Genomic DNA, 16,904 nt, shown 5'->3' with positions numbered 1-16,904 from the left:
AGTTCGGTTCTGCCGGCGGGTGGGTGGTCAGCGCATCGAGGCGATGAGGCTCGCCGGACGCAGGTCGGTCCAGTGCGTCTCGACGTACTCCAGGCACGCGGCGCGGGTGTCCTCGCCGTGCACGGTGCGCCAGCCGGCCGGCACGTCCACAGTGGACGGCCAGAGCGAGTGCTGGTTCTCGGCGTTGACCAGGACCAGGAAGGTGGCGTTCTCGTCTTCGAAGGGGTTGGTCATGACTTCTTCTCCTCTGTGAGAGTGGCCCGGCCGAGTGCCGGGGTGGCGACGAGCAGGGCGAGCGCGCCGAGCGCGACCGCGGCGTGGGCGAACATGGTGAGCGGGACGCCGATCGCCTCGGTCAGCACGCCGATCAGCAGGTTGCCGACCGGGGTGGCGGCGAGGGTGAACAGCGCGAGGATCGACATGACGCGGCCGCGCATCTCCGGCGCCGACCACCGCTGGGCCAGGGACACGAGCACCAGGGCGGTCAGGCCGGCGACCAGGCCGAGGGCGAAGAAGGCGGCGATGCCGACGGCGAGGTTCGCGCTGGCCAGCAGCGCGAGGCAGACGACCTGTGCGGCGAGGCCACCCGTCGCCAGCCGCCCGGCCTTCTCCCGGGGCGGCCACTTGACGGAGACGACGAAGGCGAGGGACGCGCCGAGCGTCATGGCGGTGAGCAGCCAGCCGGCGCCCCGGGTGCCGCCGAGCAGGACCAGGCCGAGGTTGATCGGGCCGGCGCCACTGAGCTCGAGGAGCCCGGTGACGATCATGGCGGTCCTCAGCGCGGGCCTTCTCGCGACGTACTGGCAGCCCTCGCCGATTTCCTTCCCGAGCTGCCTGATCTTGACGCGCTCGCGGGGTTCTTGGCTGGTCAGGGTCTTGGTCTTGCCGGCGGCGAGGGCGGAGATCCCGAAACTGACGCCGTTGACGACGGCGACGGTGACGAGCCCGCCGAGCCCGGCCAGCCACGACCCGAGCGCTCCACCGGCGGCCTGCCCCCCACGCACGGCGGCGAGGTAGACGGCGTTGCCCCGCACGAGGTGTTCGGGCGGCAGCAGGTTCGGGCGGAGGGCATCGGAGGCCGGGATGAAGAAGGCACTGGCGACGGCCATGACGACGATGAGCCCGGCGAGGAGGGGCAGCTGGGGACCGACAACAAGGACGGCGGCGGCCCCGGCGAGCATGGCTCCCGCGCGGATGAGGTCGGTGGTGACGAGGACTCGCCTTGGCCCGGTTCGGTCCGCGACCGCGCCGCCGACGAGCAGGGTGAGGACCTTGGGGAGGGAACCGAGGGCGAGGATCAGTCCGGCGACGGCGGGTCCGGCGGTGCCGACGAGGGTGACCGAGAGGGCGATCAGCCAGACCGCGTCGCCGAAGGAGGAGAGGCCCATGGCGAGGACCAGGCCGAGGAAGGGAGCGGGGAGGGATTTGCCGGTGGCGGTGGCGGGCTTGGCTGCGGCTGTGCCCGGCTCGGCCGCGGCGGAATTCGGCACGTTCGCGCCCCCACGCACCGCAGCGCCCAGCTCGGCCGCAGCACCCGGCTCGGCCGCAGCGCCCAGCTCGGCCGCAGCGCCCAGCTCGGCCGCAGCGGAACTCGGCACGTTCGCGCCCCCACGCACCGCAGCGCTCGGCTCGGCCGCAGCGCCCGGCCCGGCCGGTCGTGAGTGGGAAACCGGGTTAGAACACAGTTTCTCACTCACGACAAGCCGCGGCAGACCACCCGACCCGGCAGCCGCAACGCCCGCCGCACCCGGTCTGGTCGCGACGGTGCCCGGCTCGGCCACACCCGGCTCCGCGGCCGCAACACCCGGCCCACCCGGTTTGATCCCGGCAGTGCCCGGCTCGGCGGCGGCCGGCTCGGCCGCCGCCGAGCCACTGGCGGTCGCTCCGCCCGGCGCAACTCCGCTGCCTGCCGCAGTGACCGCGGCGTCCAGCTCCACCGCCGCGCGCGGCTCGCCGACGGCGGTCATGACGCACCGCCGATCCCCGGCAGACCAAACGTCTTGAATGAGTCATTCAGGTCACCGGAGGTCCTGAATGACTCATTCAAGACACCCGGACCGGCGCGGTGAGGGGCAAGCCGGGCCGTCATGACAGCACCTGCTCGCGCACCCGGTCCGGCGTGCCGGGGAACCACACATCGTCAGGGGTGAGCGCATCGGCCCGGTACTGGCCCAGCGCGCTCAACAGCAACCGCAACTCCAACGCCAGCGCCTCCGCGAAGCGGACCAGCCCGGAAACCGGGTCCGTGTCCACCGCCAGCAGCGCCGCCCGGCCCAAGCCGGCCGCGCGGGCTCCCAGCGCCAGGACCTTCGCCACCCGCGTCCCCTCCCACATGCGGCCCGACGCCAGCAAACAGCCCGCCGGCGACCCGATCCGGGAAAGGCACTCCGCCAAGGGAAGGCCCACGGAGGCAAAAGAAGTAGGCGCCCAGCCCGAACCGCCCTCGGCGCCGTCGACCGTGACCGCGGAAGCCCCCGCCGACCAAGCCACTGAAGCCGCCGAAGCGATGTCCCGGCCCGGCGGGAGCTTCACCCACACCCCCGCCCGCGGGAAGTTGTTGCGCATCAACCGGATCTGCTGACGCAGGATCTCGTCGGTGAACGTCCCCGGCGAACTGCTCCGCAGCACCCGCGAACCCAAGGCAACGTCCACTGTGTACAAATCAGACAGCGAAGCGGCAGAAGAAGGCGAGACCAGCGTCATCCCGCCGAGCCCCGGCTTCGCGCCCTGACCCACCTTCAGCTCGAACGCCAGCCGCCCGGACTCCAACAGCGGGGCCGCCGACGGGTCCGAGTACACGAGGTTCCAGACCTCCGCGTCCGCGTCCTCGGTGCTCTGCTGCACCACGACACCGCCGAGCCCGTCGGGCACCGCGTCCGCGTACGCCCGCATCCGCTCCAGCAGCGTCCCGTCCGACGCGCCGCCCGCACGACCGTGGCCGTGCACCGGGACGACGTTCTCGCCGATCACCATCGGGATGCCGAGCCGCGCGGCCTGCGCCGAAGCCGCCGCTCCCAGCCCGGCCCCGGCGACCTGCGTCGAGCCGAACGCCGACAGGTACAGCGGCAGCGAAGACTCGAAGCCGCCGATCGACGTCGCCAGCGAGACGTCGCCGTACAGCGGCTCGCGGCCCAGCTCGATCAGCTTCTCCAGCCGTCGCGGCACGAACACCGGCGGGACCAGCCGAGCCGACTCCAAGGCATCGTCAGAGAGAGAAGCAGCAGCGCCGAACAACGTCGTCCCGTAAGAAGAAGCGGCCGGGAACACCGCCGCGGCACCCTGCAGCGCCCGCGCCCGGACCTCATCGGAGGGGAAACCCTCAGCGTGCAACGCGGTCACGGCGAGACCACCCCCGGCAGCTTCGGGAACGCCGTCGCCTGCCACACCGCGTCCAGCCCCGCCACGTACCGGGTGAACCGCTGCACCCCGAGGCCGAAACCGGCGCTCGCCGGGATCCCTTCACGAACCAAGTCGAGGTACCACGCGTACTTCGCGGGGTTCTCCCCCGTCTCGCGCATCCGCGTCACGATCCGGCCGTAGTCGTGTTCGCGCTCGCTGCCGCTGCACAGCTCGCCGTACCCCTCGGGCGCGATGAGGTCGAAGTTGCGCAGGACTCCGGGCGTGGAAACGCTTTCGCGGTCGTAAAACCCGCGCGAGCCCTTCGGGTAGTCGACGAGGAAGAACGGCCGCGCGTGCTTCTCCGACAGGATCGCCTCGCCCGCCCAGTCGATCTCGGCGTCCGCGCTCTGCGGGTGCCCGAGCTCGCGCAGGGTCTCGACGGCGGTGGCGTGCGACAGCCGGCCGAACGCGCCGCCGAGCAGGTCGGCGAACGCGCCCGAGTCGCGGCCGAGCATCTCCAGCACGTCGCCGGCGTCCTCGACGACGCGGCGCACCACGTGCGCCACCAGGTCCTGCAGCAAGTCGAGCACGTCGTCGCGGGACGCCCCCGCGACCTCGACGTCGAGCTGGTGGAACTCGGCCAGGTGCCGGCTCGTGTTCGCCGTCTCCAGGGGCTCCAGCCGCACGTTCGGCGCCACGTAGAAGATCTTCGAGAAGCCGAGCAGCGACGCCTGCTTGTACAGGATCGCGCTGGTCATCAGCTTGTAGCGGTGGCCGTAGAAGTCGACGTCCACCTGCTTCGCGCCGCGGCCGCCGGGGTCGGTGACCGGGCCGATCACCGGCGGCAGCAACTCGGTGAAGCCGCGGGCGCCCAGGAACGCGCGCGCCTCGGCCAGCAGCTTGTGCTGGAGGCCCAGCACGTTCCGCGTGGTCTCCGAGGTCAGGTGCGTGCGGGGGTCCGGCGGATCGGTGTACTCCATGGCGTTCTCACTCCCAGCTGGTCGGGGCGGATCAGGACAGGACCGGGTCGAGCCTTCGGCGGTGGTAGGACAGGTCGGCGAGCAGCCGGGTCGCGCTGACCCGGTCGTGGCCGCGGCGGCCGCCCAATGCGGGCGGCAGCGGCATGCGGCCGGTGTGCCACCACTGCAGGCGGCCTTCGTCGTCGAGCACGCACCGGGTTTCGCCGCCGTTGTCGGGGTGCAGGCAGTACGGGACGTCGAGCAGGCCGCGTTCGAACGCCACCGGCAGCGCCTCGGTCAGCGTCGGCGCGAGCGAACGCACCTCGTCGACGAGCCGCCGCGCCTGCGCGTACACCTCGGTGTCCCCGGCCGGCGGCGTCTCCGCCGAAGGAACGTCCAGTGCCGTGGCGTGCGCCAGCCGCAGCGCCTCGACGTTCTCTTCGACGGTCGGGATCCGGTGCGCTTCCGCGGTGGTCTTGACGATCAGCCGTTCGGTGCCGGTGCGCACGGCCAGCCGGACGCTCTCGGCGACCAGCTCCCGGGCCCCGGCCGCGGACTCCGGGAAAAGGCCCATATAGGTATAGAGCACGACGTGGTAGTCCACAGTGGACAGTTCTTCGGCGCAGAGCCGCCGCATCGCCCACAGCGCTTCGGCGTCCTGCTCCGGGCTGGTCTGCTGCGCGTAGCTGGCCGACACGCTGCGCACGCCGTGCTCGACGAAGAACAGGCACTCCAGCACCGACAGCGCGACGAGCAACCCGGGCGGGCACAGCTGCCCGAGCATGCAGCCGCCGAAACTCTCCAGATGGCACTCGACGGCTTGCCCCGCCAGCAGCGACGCCGAGCGCGACCACGACTTCGCCGCCGTCCGCAGCGGCACGCTGCTGTAGGGCAGGCAGTAGGACACCGGCCCGCCCTCCGAGGCGTCGAGCCCGGCTTCGAGCATCGCGGCGAAGATGTCCTCCGGCTGCGCCGACCCGTGCCGGACCTGGACCGGGAAGCGCGGGCCGTACAGGCCGTCCACCAGCTCGGCGGTGACGGCCGCGCCGAGCGCCACCAGCGGGTAGCCGTTGAGCGGGACGCCGGACGCGATCGACATGGCGGCGAGGTCGTGCTGCCCGGTGCGGGTGTAGCTGTCCAGGGTCACGGTGCCCACGGCCGGCACGCCGGCCTCGGCGACCGCGCGCAGCCCGCGGCGCATCGTCACGGGGTCGGAGAACCCCATGCGCGGCTGGACGAGCAGCGTCCGGCGGCGCCGGTGCTCGGCCACGAAGCTGCTGAACACCGACCGGGCAGCGGTCACCGCAAGGTCCGGACGTTCGCGGCGACGAACTCGCGGAACGAGGCGATCGCCTGGCCGGAGTCGCCGGCGCCGACGTGGAACACCGCGTCGTAGCCCAGCGCCAGCAGCTCGGTCTCCAGCTCGGCGTTGGCGTCGCCCTGGACGCCGAGCTTGCCGCCGATGACGGCGGGCAGGCCGGCGAGCTCCGAATCGGCGCGCAGGGCGGAGATCACCCGGGCGCCGTCGACGTGGCCGTGGCCGTTGACGGTGCTGATCACCAGGCAGTCCGGCCGCTCGGCGCGGCAGGCGGCCAGCAGCCGCCCGACCGGGACGCAGGCGCCGAGGTTGACCACCTCGTGCCCCATCTCCTCCATGATCAGCTGGAGGGCGACGAGGTTCCACATGTGCGAGTCGGACTGGACGCTGGACAGGACGAACTTGAGCGGGGGGCCGGCGGCCACACCGGGCCCGTCGGGGGTCTGCTCGATCTGGAACGTGGTCATCGTGCGTCGCTCCCTGTGTGTTCGGGGAACGTCCGCGGGGCGAGCCGCGAACTTCTCACGACGAATCGTCATCGCTGCGGCGCCGACGCACATGGGTGCGGCGGCCCCGCATTCCGGCGCCGCTCCCGGCACCGGAGTCCGCCTCGCGCGCGGGCGACGCGGTCGCGCGCGCGACCGCGGAACCAGGTGTGCCGGGGGTGCCCCGCGTGGGGGATCGAGGGGGCGCGCGCCCTCGTCAACCCCTGCCGGGCCCGCCCGCCGAACGGACCAGCCGCCACGTCCGTCCGGCCCCAACGCGGAGTTCGCGACCAGGCGATTCCTCGCCGGTGCCCCCATGAACCCCTAGAACGCCCCCATGCCGCGCGGGAATGCGGGCGTAGCACCCCCATGTAACCCGCGTCACCCGCTGGCATGCTCGATCCCGTGATTCCCCCGCAGCCGAACCCGGCGACCACGACGCTCCCGCCCACCTGGTGGGCGGCGGCGCTGACCGCGCGGGAACGCCGTACCGACAGTTCCCTCCCCGCGTGGGCCGCCTTCGCCGAAGCGGCGCTTTCACGTGAAAGTGCCGCTCCGGCGCCCGGCCCGCACTGGCGCTCCGCGTTCGCCGCGGTGTTCCGCCCCTTCACCGACGCGGCCCGCGCCGCGATCGCCGGCGCCGCAGCGGCTTCGCCCGCCGTCGACGCCACCGCGATCGCCGATCGTTGCGCCGCGCAGCTGGGTCACCAGCTCGCCGGGCTCGCCGCCCGCACGCTGGTGCTGGAACTGGGCCGGGCCCGCCGCGCGGAGATCCTCGCGGGCGAAACCGGCGAAGAGCGCTTCGCCGACTTCGTCCGGCAGACCGGCACCCCGGCCGGGCTGACCGACCTGCTGCGCCGGTACCCCGTGCTCGCCCGGCTCGCCGCGCAGGCGGCGCTGCACGCGATCGAGTCGGTCACCGAGCTGCTCGGCCGTTTCACCGCCGACCGCACGGCCCTCAGCGCGTTCACCGGCACCGACCCCGGCCTCCTGGTCGAGATCAGCGGCGGCACCGGGGACGCCCACCAGCGCGGCCGCTCGGTCCGCGAGCTGCGGTTCGCCGGCGGCGCGCGCGTCATCTACAAGCCCCGCCCGCTCGACCTGCACGCGGCGTTCACCGGCTTGGTGGACTGGCTCAACCCGCGGGTGCCCGGCCTCGAGCTGCGCACGGTCGACGTCGTGGTGCGTGCCGGCTACGGCTGGCTCCGCTTCGTCGAGCACCGGCCGTGCGCCGATCTCACCGAGGTGGACCGGTTCTACCGCCGCCAGGGCGTGCTGCTCGCCCTGCTGCACGCCCTCGACGGCACCGACGTGCACTTCGAGAACATCATCGCCGCCGGCGACCAGCCCGTGCTGATCGACATCGAGACGCTGTTCCAGCCGGTGCTGCCCGCCGACGAGACCACCGAAGCCGACCCCGCCGCCGAGCTGCTCGCGCGGTCGGTGCACCGGACCCTGCTGCTGCCGCAGATGATCGTCGGCGAGCACGGCGCGGTCGACATCTCCGGGCTCGGCGGCGGCCGTGCGGCGGCCCCGGCGCTGACCCGCGTCGACTGGCTCGACGCCGGCACCGACCGGATGCGGCTGACCCGGGTGCCCGGCGGCGTCGGCACCGGCGTCAACCGGCCCACCCTCGGCGGCGTCGACGTCGAGCCGGCCGAGCACGGCGCCGCGCTGCTGGCCGGATTCCGTGCCGGGTACGACGCCATCGCCGGCGGCGCGGCGGAGTTCGGGCGGCAGCTGGACCGCTGCGCGAGCGCAGGGATCCGCGTCCTCGTCCGCCCGACCAACTTCTACACGCGGCTGCTCGACGAGACCACCCACCCGTCGCTGCTCGCCGAAGCCGACGCCCGCGACGACGCGTTCGGGCTGCTGCACGACGACAGCACCGACGAGGTCCGCCGCGGGCTCGTCGCCGCCGAGCTCACCGACCTGTGGGCGGGCGACGTCCCGATGTTCACCGGCCGGCCCGGGTCCGCGGACCTCTGGGACGCCGACGGGAACCGGCTGCCGGGGCTTTTGGCCGAACCGCCGCTGGAGACGGTGCGCGCGAAGGTCGCCGGGATGACCACGATCGACCGCCGCGACCAGGAGTGGCTGATCTCCGCGGCGCTGGCCACCCGGCCGGCGGCCGAGACCCACGCCGGCACCGGCGTCACCGGGACCGTCTTGCCGAGCAAGAGCCCCGAACCCGCGCACCTGCTCTCGGCCGCGTGCGGCGTCGCCGACGCGATCATCGCCCGCGCGTCGTCGGCCGGCGGCCGCGTCAACTGGGTCGGGCTGGAGCTCGTCGACGAGAAGTACTGGACCGTGCTGCCGATGGGCGCCGGGCTCGGTGAGGGCTACACCGGCGTGGCGCTGTTCCTCGCGCAACTGGCCGAGCTGACCGGCATCGACCGCTACCGCGACCTGGCCGGGAAGGCGCTTTCCGGGCTGCCGTGGCTGGTTTCGGCGCTGGAGGCCGATCCGGAGCTCGCCGCGGCGGCCGGCCCCGGCGGGCTGCTGGGGCTCGGCGGCGTCGCCTACGCCGCGGCCCGGCTCTCCCGGCTGCTCGACCGGCCGGACCTGCTCGACCTGACCGCCCGCACGGTCGCCGTCATGCCGGCCCCGACGCCGGAGACCTCCCCGCGGTTCACCACCGGCCTGGCCGGCGGCCTGGTCGCGCTGCGCTCGGTGGCCACCCAGACCGGATCCGGCGAAGCCGCGCTGTTGGCCGACGCGTACGCGGCCGAACTCGCCGTCCGCTCCCTCGATCCCGACCTCGCCGACCCGGGGTTCGCGCACGGCGCGGCCGGCGTCGACTGGGCCCTGGCCGGGTACCCGCGCGAAACCGCGACCCTGCCGCCCGCGAAGGCCGCCACCGGGCACGGCTGGTGTTCCGGCCTGGCCGGGCAGGTGCTCGCCTACGCCGGTCAGCCCGCGGTGCTCGGCCTCGACGAGCAGGTGGCGGCCCTCGCCGCCCAGGACCCGCTGCGCGACCTGAGCCTCTGCCACGGCGAAACCGGCATCACCGACGTGCTCGGCTTCCTCGCCGAGAGCGGGCACCACGGCGCCGCCGCCGCGGTCGCCACCCGCACCGGGCAGCTGCTCACCGCCGTCGAACAGGACGGCGCGCGCTGCGGCACCCCCGACGGCGTCCCGTCCCCCGGCCTGCTGACCGGCCTGGCCGGCATCGGGTACGGCCTGCTGCGCCTCGGCTTCGGCCCCCGCGTCCCGTCCGCCCTGCTCCTGCAACCACCGACCCATTGAGCAGACCGTCCCCACCCCCGTCCCGCCCAGAGGAGAGAACGAACGATGCCCGACATCACCGCCGAGACCGTCGAAGCCACCGTCGGCGCCCTGGTGCTCCCCCGCGCGAACCGCCGCGGAGCCCGCAACCAGGCGCTGGCCGGCACCCGGCCCCGGCTGTCCGGGATGACCCTCGAGACGCTCGGTGGCCCCACCGTCGTCACCAACGGCACCTTCGCCCTCTGACGTCCGTCCCTGCCCCGATCGCGACCGAAAGCGGAGAACACGCCATGAGCGAGCACGACTTCACCGGCACGGACAACCCCATCGGCGACCCCACCCTCCCGACACCGACCCGGACCGGCGCCCGCAACCGCGCCCTGGCCGGCCGGACGGCGCGGCTGAGCCACAACGGTGCCGACACTCTGGACATCACCCCGGTCTTCACCGTCAGCATCGCTTTCCCCAAGTAGCCCTTCCCGCCTCCGTCCGACCCAGCACTACCGAGAGTGGAGCCACCCGCATGACCGAGCACGACTTCGCCGGCCCGGACAACCCGATCGGCGACTTGACCCTCCCCCGGACCTCCCGGACCGGCGCCCGCAACCACGCCCTGTCCGGCAAGGCGGCCCGGGTCAGCCAGAACTCCCTGACCACGATGGACATCACGGTCGTCACGGGCGGTTTCACCGAATAGTGAGACACCGGCGGGCGTGGGTATTTCGACCTACGTCCGGAGGGGTCCCATCCGGTTATAGTGACCGCGATGGGCATCCGTTCGACGCGTCTCATCGGGCGCGACAGGGAGCTCGGCGCACTGTCGGAGGCTCTGGAGAAGGCCCGCACCGACCACGGTGGGGCCTTCTTCCTTGTCGGCGAAGGCGGGATCGGGAAATCCCGGCTCGCCGCCGACATCGCCTCGCGGGCACTGGCGACCGGGCTCCCGGTGCTACGCGGACGGGCCAGCTCGATCGGCCCGATGGTGCCGTTCCGGCCCCTGGCCGAAGCGCTGCTTTCGCACTTCCGCGGCGGTCTCCCGCCGGCCGCTCCCGAGCTCGATCCGCTCGTGCCGGTGCTCGCCCGGCTCGTGCCCGACTGGTACCGCGGCGACCGCCCGCACGACAACGGGAACCTGCTCGTGCTGGCCGAAGCCGTCTTCCGGCTGCTGTCGGTGGCCGGTCGCGAAGGCGGCTGCCTGATCGTGCTGGAGGACCTGCACAACGCCGACGCCGAAACGCTGTTCATCGTCGAGTACCTCGTCGACAACCTGGCCTCCAGCCGGGTCATGCTGATCGGCACCCTGCGCGGCGAGCCGGGTGAGGCGCTGCGGCTGGCGACCGCCGCGGCGCAGCGTTCGTCCAGCCACACCTTCGAACTGGCCCGGCTGGACGCCGAGCGCACCCGCGAATTCGCGGCCGCCTGCCTGGAGACCGAGCCGGCCGCGGTCCCCGCCGCCGTCGCGAACCTGTTGTGGCAGAACAGCGAGGGCGTGCCGTTCGTCGTCGAGGAGCTGCTGCACGGCATGCTCGGCGACGGCCTGCTCGTCGGCGGCGCGAACGGCTGGCAGGTCGTCGGCGAGCTGCAGGCCCGCGTGCCGGAGGCGCTGATCAGCAGCATCGCCACGCGCGTCGACGCACTCGGCCCGGACGGCGAAACGCTGCTGTCGGTGGCCGCCGTGCTGGGCCGGCGGTTCCCGCTTTCGGTCGTGCAGGCGGTCACCGACATGGACGACCGCATGCTGCACAACCACATCAGCGCGAGCGTCGCCGCACACCTGGTCACCACCGACGAGACCACGCCCGGCTGGTACGCCTTCCGCCACCCGCTGACCGCCGAGGCCCTGCTGGCCCGGCTCGTGCCGTCGACGAAGGCGAACCTGGCGCGCCGGGCCGCCGACGCCGTCGAGCTCCTACACCCCGGCCTGCCCGGCGAGCTGTGCGCGCTGGCCGCGGCGCTGCGGCTGACGGCGATGGACCACCCCGGCGCCGGACGGCTGTTCGCCGAAGCCGGGCGCCGCGCGCTCGACGGTGGCGCGGCCGACACCGCGGTGACCATGCTGACCCGCGCCGTCGAGCTCCTGGCCACCGCGAGCCCCGACGACCGCGCCGACGCCCTCGAATCCCTGCTGCACGCGCTCGGGCAGACCGGGCAGTTCGACCGGGCCGTCGGGTTCTCCGCCCGCTTCGCCGAGATCGGCCGCCTGGAACGGGCGGTCGACCTGCACATCCAGCTGGCGTGGGCGGCCTACATCGGCGGCCGGCACGACGAGTGCCTCAACCAGATCGAGCAGGCCCGCGCCCCGCTCGGCGGCGAGATCACCGAGGAGCAGAAGGCGGGTCTCGACGCCGTCGAAGCGACGCTGTGGCTGGACATCCCGGGCCCGGCGCACACCGAGCGGGCCCGGAAGCTGGCCGAGCAGGCGTGGGAGGTCGCCGAGCGCGCCGGCGTGCCGTTCGTGTCGTGCCAGGCGCTGCAGGTGCTCGGCATGGTGGCGCTGGAGACGGACCTGACCGAAGCCGAGCGCTACCTGCAGCTGGCGCGGCGGCTGGCCGAACACCACCAGCTGACGCACCTGCGCACCCAGGTGCTGGTGCGGCTCGGCGGGCACCGGATGCTGGCCGAGGGCGACGTCCGCACGTTCGACCTGGCCCGCGCGGAGGCCCAGCGCACCGGCGCGATCACGCTGACCTGCGCGGTCGACGCGAGCCGCGCGGTGCACGCGGCGATGCGCGGCGAGTTCGCGCAGGCCGAGACGATCCTCGACGAGAACCTCGCGGTACTCGGCCGGCTCGGCTTGGTCGCGCTGCTGCAGTACACGCACATGACGCGCGCGATGGTGGCCGCCCACCAGGCCGACCGGCCACGGATGGAGCGCGCGCTCGAGGAATTCCGCGCGGAAGGTGGCGCCACCGCGCAGGAGCTCGTGCTGAGCGTGGGGCTGGCGCAGGTGTTCTGTTCCCTGCTCGAGGAGGACGCCGAACGCGCCCGCCGCGAGCTGGCCCAGGTGCTGACCTTGGAGGAGCGGCAGCCGAGCCGCTTCCACCTGGCCGGCCAGCACGGCTTGCGGCTGCTGATCGAGGCGCTCGACGGGACGGAGCCGGAGGTGGCCCGGCCGCCGACGGCGGTGAGCGGGATGCGCTGGAACCGCCAGTTCGTGCTCCTGGGCGACGCGGTCCGCCACGGCCGCGCGGGTGCCCCGGACCGCGCCGACGCCGCCGTGGCCGCGGCGATCGAGGCGGCGGCCCCGTTCCCGGTGAGCCGGCACCTGGGCCTGCGCATGGTGGCGGAGTCCGCCTCGGCCGACGGCTGGGGCGACCCGGTGACGTGGCTCAAGGAGGCCGAGGAGTACTTCCACCAGGCGGAGGTGACGGCGGTCGCGAGCGCGTGCCGCGGCCTGCTGCGCAAGATCGGCGCCCCGGTCGGCCAGCGCCGCACGGGCTCCGACCGCCTCCCGGCGAGCCTGCGGTCGGCGGGCGTGACGGTGCGCGAGTACGAGGTGCTGCAGCTGCTGGCGGACAACATGGGCAACAAGGACATCGCCCGCCGGCTGCACATTTCGCCGCGCACGGTGGAAAAGCACGTGGCGAGCTTGATGGCGAAGTCGAACCTGCAGAACCGGGGCGAGTTGACGGAGTACGCGCGCAACACCCCGAACTAGGTGGCGCGCGGCAAGTTCGTCGACGTTCGGGCCGCTGGAGTGAGGGCGCTCGCGGAGCCCGAGCCCGGCTCGGTAGCCCGGACCAAAGGTCTTGAATGAGTCATTCAGGACCTCCGAAGACCTGAATGAGTCATTCAAGACGTTCGCCCTCGCCGCCGCGCTGTCAACGAACCTCGGACGCGCGACACCAGGTGGCGCGGCCCGGCGGTGGCAGCGTCGCGAATGAGTCATTCGCGACGCCCGCGGCGCTCCTCTCTCGCGGCTCGGCCCGGACGTCATGAACGACTCGTTCAGGTCGTCGGACTAGGTGAACGACCCTTTCATGACATTCGTCGAGCAGCAGCCGCGCCGGCGGGAACCACCTGCGCCGCGTCGCGTTCCACGCCGCCTGGGCGCGCCCGTCGACAGCCAAGGTCACCACCAGAGGCTCCACGGTCGGTGACCGTACCCCGCGTTCATCCCCGAACAGTCCTTGACGGGCGTGACCCGGGTCACGTAAATTACCTGCCTATTGAATCGTTTCAAGTCACTGAGGGGACTCCATGACCGAGCACGACGAAGTGCGGATCGTGGCCGGAGTGCGCCTGTCCCGGCGGCAGCTGCTCGCGCTCGCCGCGGCGACGACCGTCGCGACCGGAGTCGCCATCCCGGTCTCCGCGGCAGACGCGGCCGAGGCGGCAGAAGCGGCCGGGGCCGCCGCCGGCTTCCCCGCCGGCCGCTTCACCGACCCGCGGCCCGACTCGCGCCCCACCGTCCTGTGGTTCTGGAACGGCACCGTCACGCCGGACCTCGTCGCCGCCGGGCTGGCCGACCTGCGCGGCCAAGGCGTGCACGAAGTCCTGCTCTTCCCGTTCGAAACCGCGGCCCTGAAACCGGCGTTCTTCACCGAAGACTGGTTCGCCACCATCGAATTCGCCCTGCGCGAAGCCCAGCGCCACGGCATGCACATCTGGCTGTTCAACGACGACTACTTCCCCAGCGGCCGCGCCGGCGGGCTCGTCGTCGACGGCGGGACGGTCGGCGGCCGCGTGTACCCGCCGCGGCCCGACCTGCGGCTCAAGGGCGTCGGGCACCAGGTGCTCACCGCCACCGGCGGCTCCCCCGTACCGCTGACGAGCCGCGGACTGTCCGTTTCGGACGGCCGGCTGCTCGTCGACGCCGCCGCGCGCGACGGCGTCACCCTGCTCCGGCAAGGTGCCCAGTGGCAGGACTACGACGTCGAGGCGACGGTCCGCGTCGAGAGCGCGACCGCCGGCCTGATGGTGCGCAGTACGAGCGAAGGCGACGGTGTCCTCGCCGACCTGCGCGCCGACGGTGCCGTCGACGTCTGGCAGCAGACCGGCGGCTCGTTCTCCCTCGTCCGCGGCGGCACGCCGGTGCCGGGCTTCGACCCCGGCGCGGACCACCAGCTCCTCGTCAAAATCCGGGGCACCAACCTGACCGTGACGCTGGACGGCGCGGCGAAGGCCCCGGCGGACATCGCCTTCGCCACCGGCCGCGTCGGGGTGCGCGCCGTGGCGAGCCAGCGGTCCTCGTGGGACCGCCTCACCGTCCGCGACCCCACCGGAACCGTGCTGTACGACGAAACCTTCGACACCGCGGCCGCCCTCGACGCCTTCGACCTGCCCACCACCGGCCTGCCCCTGGTCGCCGCGACCGCCCGCCCGGCCGGCTCGGCCGACCCGCGGTCGCTCGTGGACCTCACCGCGCAGGCCCGCGCGGGCGGGACGTGGACCCCGCCGGCCGGCCGGTGGCAGCTGGACCTGTTCACCGTCCGCCCGCTGAGCACGCCCACCGGTTCCGGCCGCGCCTACCTCGACCTCATGGACGACGAAGCCGTCCGGCTGTTCCTCGACGCCGTGCCGGGCGAATACCTGCGCCGCTTCCCGTGGGCGGCGAAAGCGGTGCTGCGCGGCTTCGCCGACGACGAGCCCTACCTCGCCTCGGCGCACGGCCCCTTCGACACCGTCCCCTGGTCCCCCACCCTCGACGCCGAGCTGGGCCGCCTCGGGACGTCCCCCGGGATCGCCCTGACCGCGGTGCACGACGACCTCGGGACGGACGGCCTCCGCCTGCGCGGGCTGTTCTGGCGGGCGGTCAGCAACCGGTTCGCCGCCGCGTACTACCGCACCCAGGGCCGGTGGATGGCCGACCACGGCGTCAAGCTGATCTCCAACCCGCTCTGGGACGAATACGGTCCCGGTGAACAACTCCAGAGCTCCGGCAACCTGAACGCGAACAACCAGTGGGCGCAGGTGCCCGGCACCGACCTGATCTTCGACCACTACCAGCGCGGCTACCACCGCACGCTGTCGCGATTCCCGGCCAGCACCGCGCACCAGCTGGGGCTCGAACGCGTCTACCTCGAGGCCATGGGCGGCACCGGCTGGCCGGTGACCCCGGCGTTCGTCCGCGAGGTCGTCGGCGCGTTCGCCGTGCGCGGGGTCAACCACACGCTGCTGCACGCGCGGTTCAGCGACGAGAGCCAGATCGTCTACCCGCCGCCGTTCCAGCCCGCAAACCCGTGGTGGCCGGTGTCCGCGCCGCTGAACGACTGGATCGGCAGGCTGATGGAGGCCTGCCGTGCGCCGGCCGTCGCACGGACCGCGCTGCTGCAGCCGCAGCGCGCCGCGGAGTCCACTCAGGACACTCCGGCGATGGCCGCGCTCGACACGGCCTTCCTGACCACCGCGCACGCGCTCGAAGACGTCCAGGTGGACTTCGACTTCCTCGACGAGGGCGCGCTCGACGCCGACCCCGCCCTCGTCACCCACGCCCGGCCGAGCGGGCCGAAGCTGGTCGTCGGGCAGCAGGCGTACCGGATCGTCGTGGTGCCGGAGACGCCGGTCCTGGCACTCGGCGCGGTGCGGACGCTGACCCGGTTCGCCCGCGGGGGCGGCAACGTGGTCGTCATCGGCACGCCACCGGCCCGCGAAGCCGGCGGCAACGACGCCGGCCTGCGGTCCGCCTTGGCCGAGTTGTTCGCGACGCGCTCGGTGGTGCGGGTGGCCGACCCGGGTGCGGCCGGGGCAGCGGCGGTCACCGCCGGCGGCGCGGCGGCCGCGCTCGAGCCGCCGCACGCCGATGTCCGGGTGCTGCGCCTGGAAAACCGGGGCGAGCAGGCGTTCGTAGTGGTGAGCGAACGCGCCGACGCCGTGGAGCTGACCGCGACGTTCCCGGCGACCGGAACGCCCGAGGTGTGGGACCCCGACACGGGTTCGGCGACCCCGGCCGGTGTCTGGCAGAAGGCCGGGGCGATTACGGCAGTGCGACTGCGACTCGAGCCGAAAGCCGCACTGGTGGTGGTTTTCCGCGGCGGCCGGGAACCTCTGCACGCGACGTCCGCCTCGACGCCGGTCGACCGCATCGACGGCCGGACCGCGATCGTGCGCTCGAGCGGACCGGGCAGCGTCACCGTCACCGCGACGAACGGCTCACACGACTACTCCGGTGCGGCGACGGTCTCCGACTCCCTCGTGCCCGTCCCGCTCGGCGGCGACTGGACGTTCCACTTCGACCGCGCGGGTGCGCCGGTGATCACGCGGCCCCTCGGCTCGTGGACCGACGTGGACCCCGCGTACTCCGGATCCGCTTGGTACGAAACGGAGTTCGACGTGCCCGCCGTCCCCGGCCGACGCTGGACGCTCGACCTCGGCGAGGTGCACGAGGTGGCCGAAGTGGAGGTCAACGGCACGTCAACCGGGTCACGGCTGTGGCCGCCCTACCGGACCGACGTGACCGCCGCCCTGCGCCCCGGCCGCAACCGCGTCCGGGTGCGGGTCACGAACACCGGCGCCAACGCGCGCGGCCAGGTGCTCGCGTCCGGCCTCCTCGGACCGGTGACGCTGCGCCCGTACCGCCTCGTCGGCGTGCCGCTGACTTAAACGTTTCACACCACTCGGGCTGCGAGTTGAGTG

Annotated in this window: 12 protein-coding genes; 6 read left to right on the top strand and 6 right to left on the bottom strand. The window is 73.4% G+C overall.

Annotated features, from left to right (window positions below; translation table 11 throughout):
* Positions 1-27 precede the first annotated feature (27 nt).
* The 6 genes from AB0M59_RS01475 to AB0M59_RS01450 form a co-directional block, all read right to left on the bottom strand.
* On the bottom strand, positions 28-234 hold the full coding sequence (locus AB0M59_RS01475; RefSeq protein ID WP_364606716.1) for an MbtH family protein: 207 nt from the start codon (positions 232-234) through the stop codon (positions 28-30).
* Positions 231-1,598 (bottom strand): MFS transporter, encoded by a 1,368-nt coding sequence (locus AB0M59_RS01470; RefSeq protein ID WP_364606713.1) that lies wholly within the window; start codon positions 1,596-1,598, stop codon positions 231-233. Before AB0M59_RS01470 ends, AB0M59_RS01475 begins: the two co-directional genes overlap by 4 nt.
* Before the next feature lie 487 nt (positions 1,599-2,085).
* The gene (locus tag AB0M59_RS01465; RefSeq protein ID WP_364606710.1) at positions 2,086-3,339 is read right to left on the bottom strand and encodes a glutamate synthase-related protein; all 1,254 of its coding nucleotides are present in this window, start codon (positions 3,337-3,339) and stop codon (positions 2,086-2,088) included.
* Positions 3,336-4,319: an asparagine synthetase A gene (locus AB0M59_RS01460; RefSeq protein WP_364606707.1), complete on the bottom strand. Its 984-nt coding sequence runs from the start codon at positions 4,317-4,319 to the stop codon at positions 3,336-3,338. The genes AB0M59_RS01465 and AB0M59_RS01460 overlap by 4 nt, the downstream gene beginning before the upstream one ends.
* Before the next feature lie 31 nt (positions 4,320-4,350).
* Complete coding sequence (locus AB0M59_RS01455; protein ID WP_364606704.1) at positions 4,351-5,601, bottom strand: methylaspartate mutase; 1,251 nt, start codon at positions 5,599-5,601, stop codon at positions 4,351-4,353.
* The gene (locus AB0M59_RS01450) at positions 5,598-6,083 is read right to left on the bottom strand and encodes a cobalamin-dependent protein (RefSeq protein ID WP_364606702.1); all 486 of its coding nucleotides are present in this window, start codon (positions 6,081-6,083) and stop codon (positions 5,598-5,600) included. The genes AB0M59_RS01455 and AB0M59_RS01450 overlap by 4 nt, the downstream gene beginning before the upstream one ends.
* Positions 6,084-6,506: 423 nt before the next feature.
* Between AB0M59_RS01450 and AB0M59_RS01445 the strand changes: the two genes are divergently transcribed.
* From AB0M59_RS01445 to AB0M59_RS01420, 6 genes are all read left to right on the top strand, one after another.
* Complete coding sequence (locus AB0M59_RS01445; protein WP_364606699.1) at positions 6,507-9,350, top strand: type 2 lanthipeptide synthetase LanM family protein; 2,844 nt, start codon at positions 6,507-6,509, stop codon at positions 9,348-9,350.
* A gap of 45 nt (positions 9,351-9,395) precedes the next feature.
* Positions 9,396-9,575 carry a hypothetical protein gene (locus AB0M59_RS01440; protein WP_364606696.1) on the top strand — a complete coding sequence of 60 codons (180 nt, stop codon included), beginning with the start codon at positions 9,396-9,398 and terminating at the stop codon, positions 9,573-9,575.
* A 44-nt stretch (positions 9,576-9,619) separates the two neighbouring features.
* Complete coding sequence (locus tag AB0M59_RS01435; RefSeq protein ID WP_364606693.1) at positions 9,620-9,802, top strand: hypothetical protein; 183 nt, start codon at positions 9,620-9,622, stop codon at positions 9,800-9,802.
* Between the two features lie 50 nt (positions 9,803-9,852).
* Complete coding sequence (locus AB0M59_RS01430) at positions 9,853-10,026, top strand: hypothetical protein (RefSeq protein ID WP_364606691.1); 174 nt, start codon at positions 9,853-9,855, stop codon at positions 10,024-10,026.
* Positions 10,027-10,095: 69 nt separating this feature from the next.
* Positions 10,096-12,987: an AAA family ATPase gene (locus AB0M59_RS01425; protein WP_364606688.1), complete on the top strand. Its 2,892-nt coding sequence runs from the start codon at positions 10,096-10,098 to the stop codon at positions 12,985-12,987.
* 542 nt (positions 12,988-13,529) lie between these two features.
* Positions 13,530-16,871, top strand: coding sequence for a glycosylhydrolase-like jelly roll fold domain-containing protein (locus tag AB0M59_RS01420; RefSeq protein WP_364606685.1), 3,342 nt, complete (start codon positions 13,530-13,532; stop codon positions 16,869-16,871).
* The last annotated feature ends 33 nt before the right edge of the window (positions 16,872-16,904 follow it).

Origin of the sequence: Amycolatopsis sp. NPDC051371 (assembly GCF_040682155.1) — a bacterium.
Classification (GTDB): Bacteria; Actinomycetota; Actinomycetes; order Mycobacteriales; family Pseudonocardiaceae; genus Amycolatopsis.
The sequence above is the reverse complement of the archived record's forward strand: the minus strand, read 5'-3'. Positions and strand labels throughout refer to the sequence as shown.

Coding starts and splice junctions, on each gene's coding strand:
- AB0M59_RS01435 (WP_364606693.1), top strand. CDS start 9,620: ATGAGCGAGCACGACTTCACCGGCACGGACAACCCCATCGGCGACCCC.
- AB0M59_RS01440 (WP_364606696.1), top strand. CDS start 9,396: ATGCCCGACATCACCGCCGAGACCGTCGAAGCCACCGTCGGCGCCCTG.
- AB0M59_RS01450 (WP_364606702.1), bottom strand. CDS start 6,083: ATGACCACGTTCCAGATCGAGCAGACCCCCGACGGGCCCGGTGTGGCC.
- AB0M59_RS01475 (WP_364606716.1), bottom strand. CDS start 234: ATGACCAACCCCTTCGAAGACGAGAACGCCACCTTCCTGGTCCTGGTC.
- AB0M59_RS01420 (WP_364606685.1), top strand. CDS start 13,530: ATGACCGAGCACGACGAAGTGCGGATCGTGGCCGGAGTGCGCCTGTCC.
- AB0M59_RS01460 (WP_364606707.1), bottom strand. CDS start 4,319: ATGGAGTACACCGATCCGCCGGACCCCCGCACGCACCTGACCTCGGAG.
- AB0M59_RS01430 (WP_364606691.1), top strand. CDS start 9,853: ATGACCGAGCACGACTTCGCCGGCCCGGACAACCCGATCGGCGACTTG.
- AB0M59_RS01425 (WP_364606688.1), top strand. CDS start 10,096: ATGGGCATCCGTTCGACGCGTCTCATCGGGCGCGACAGGGAGCTCGGC.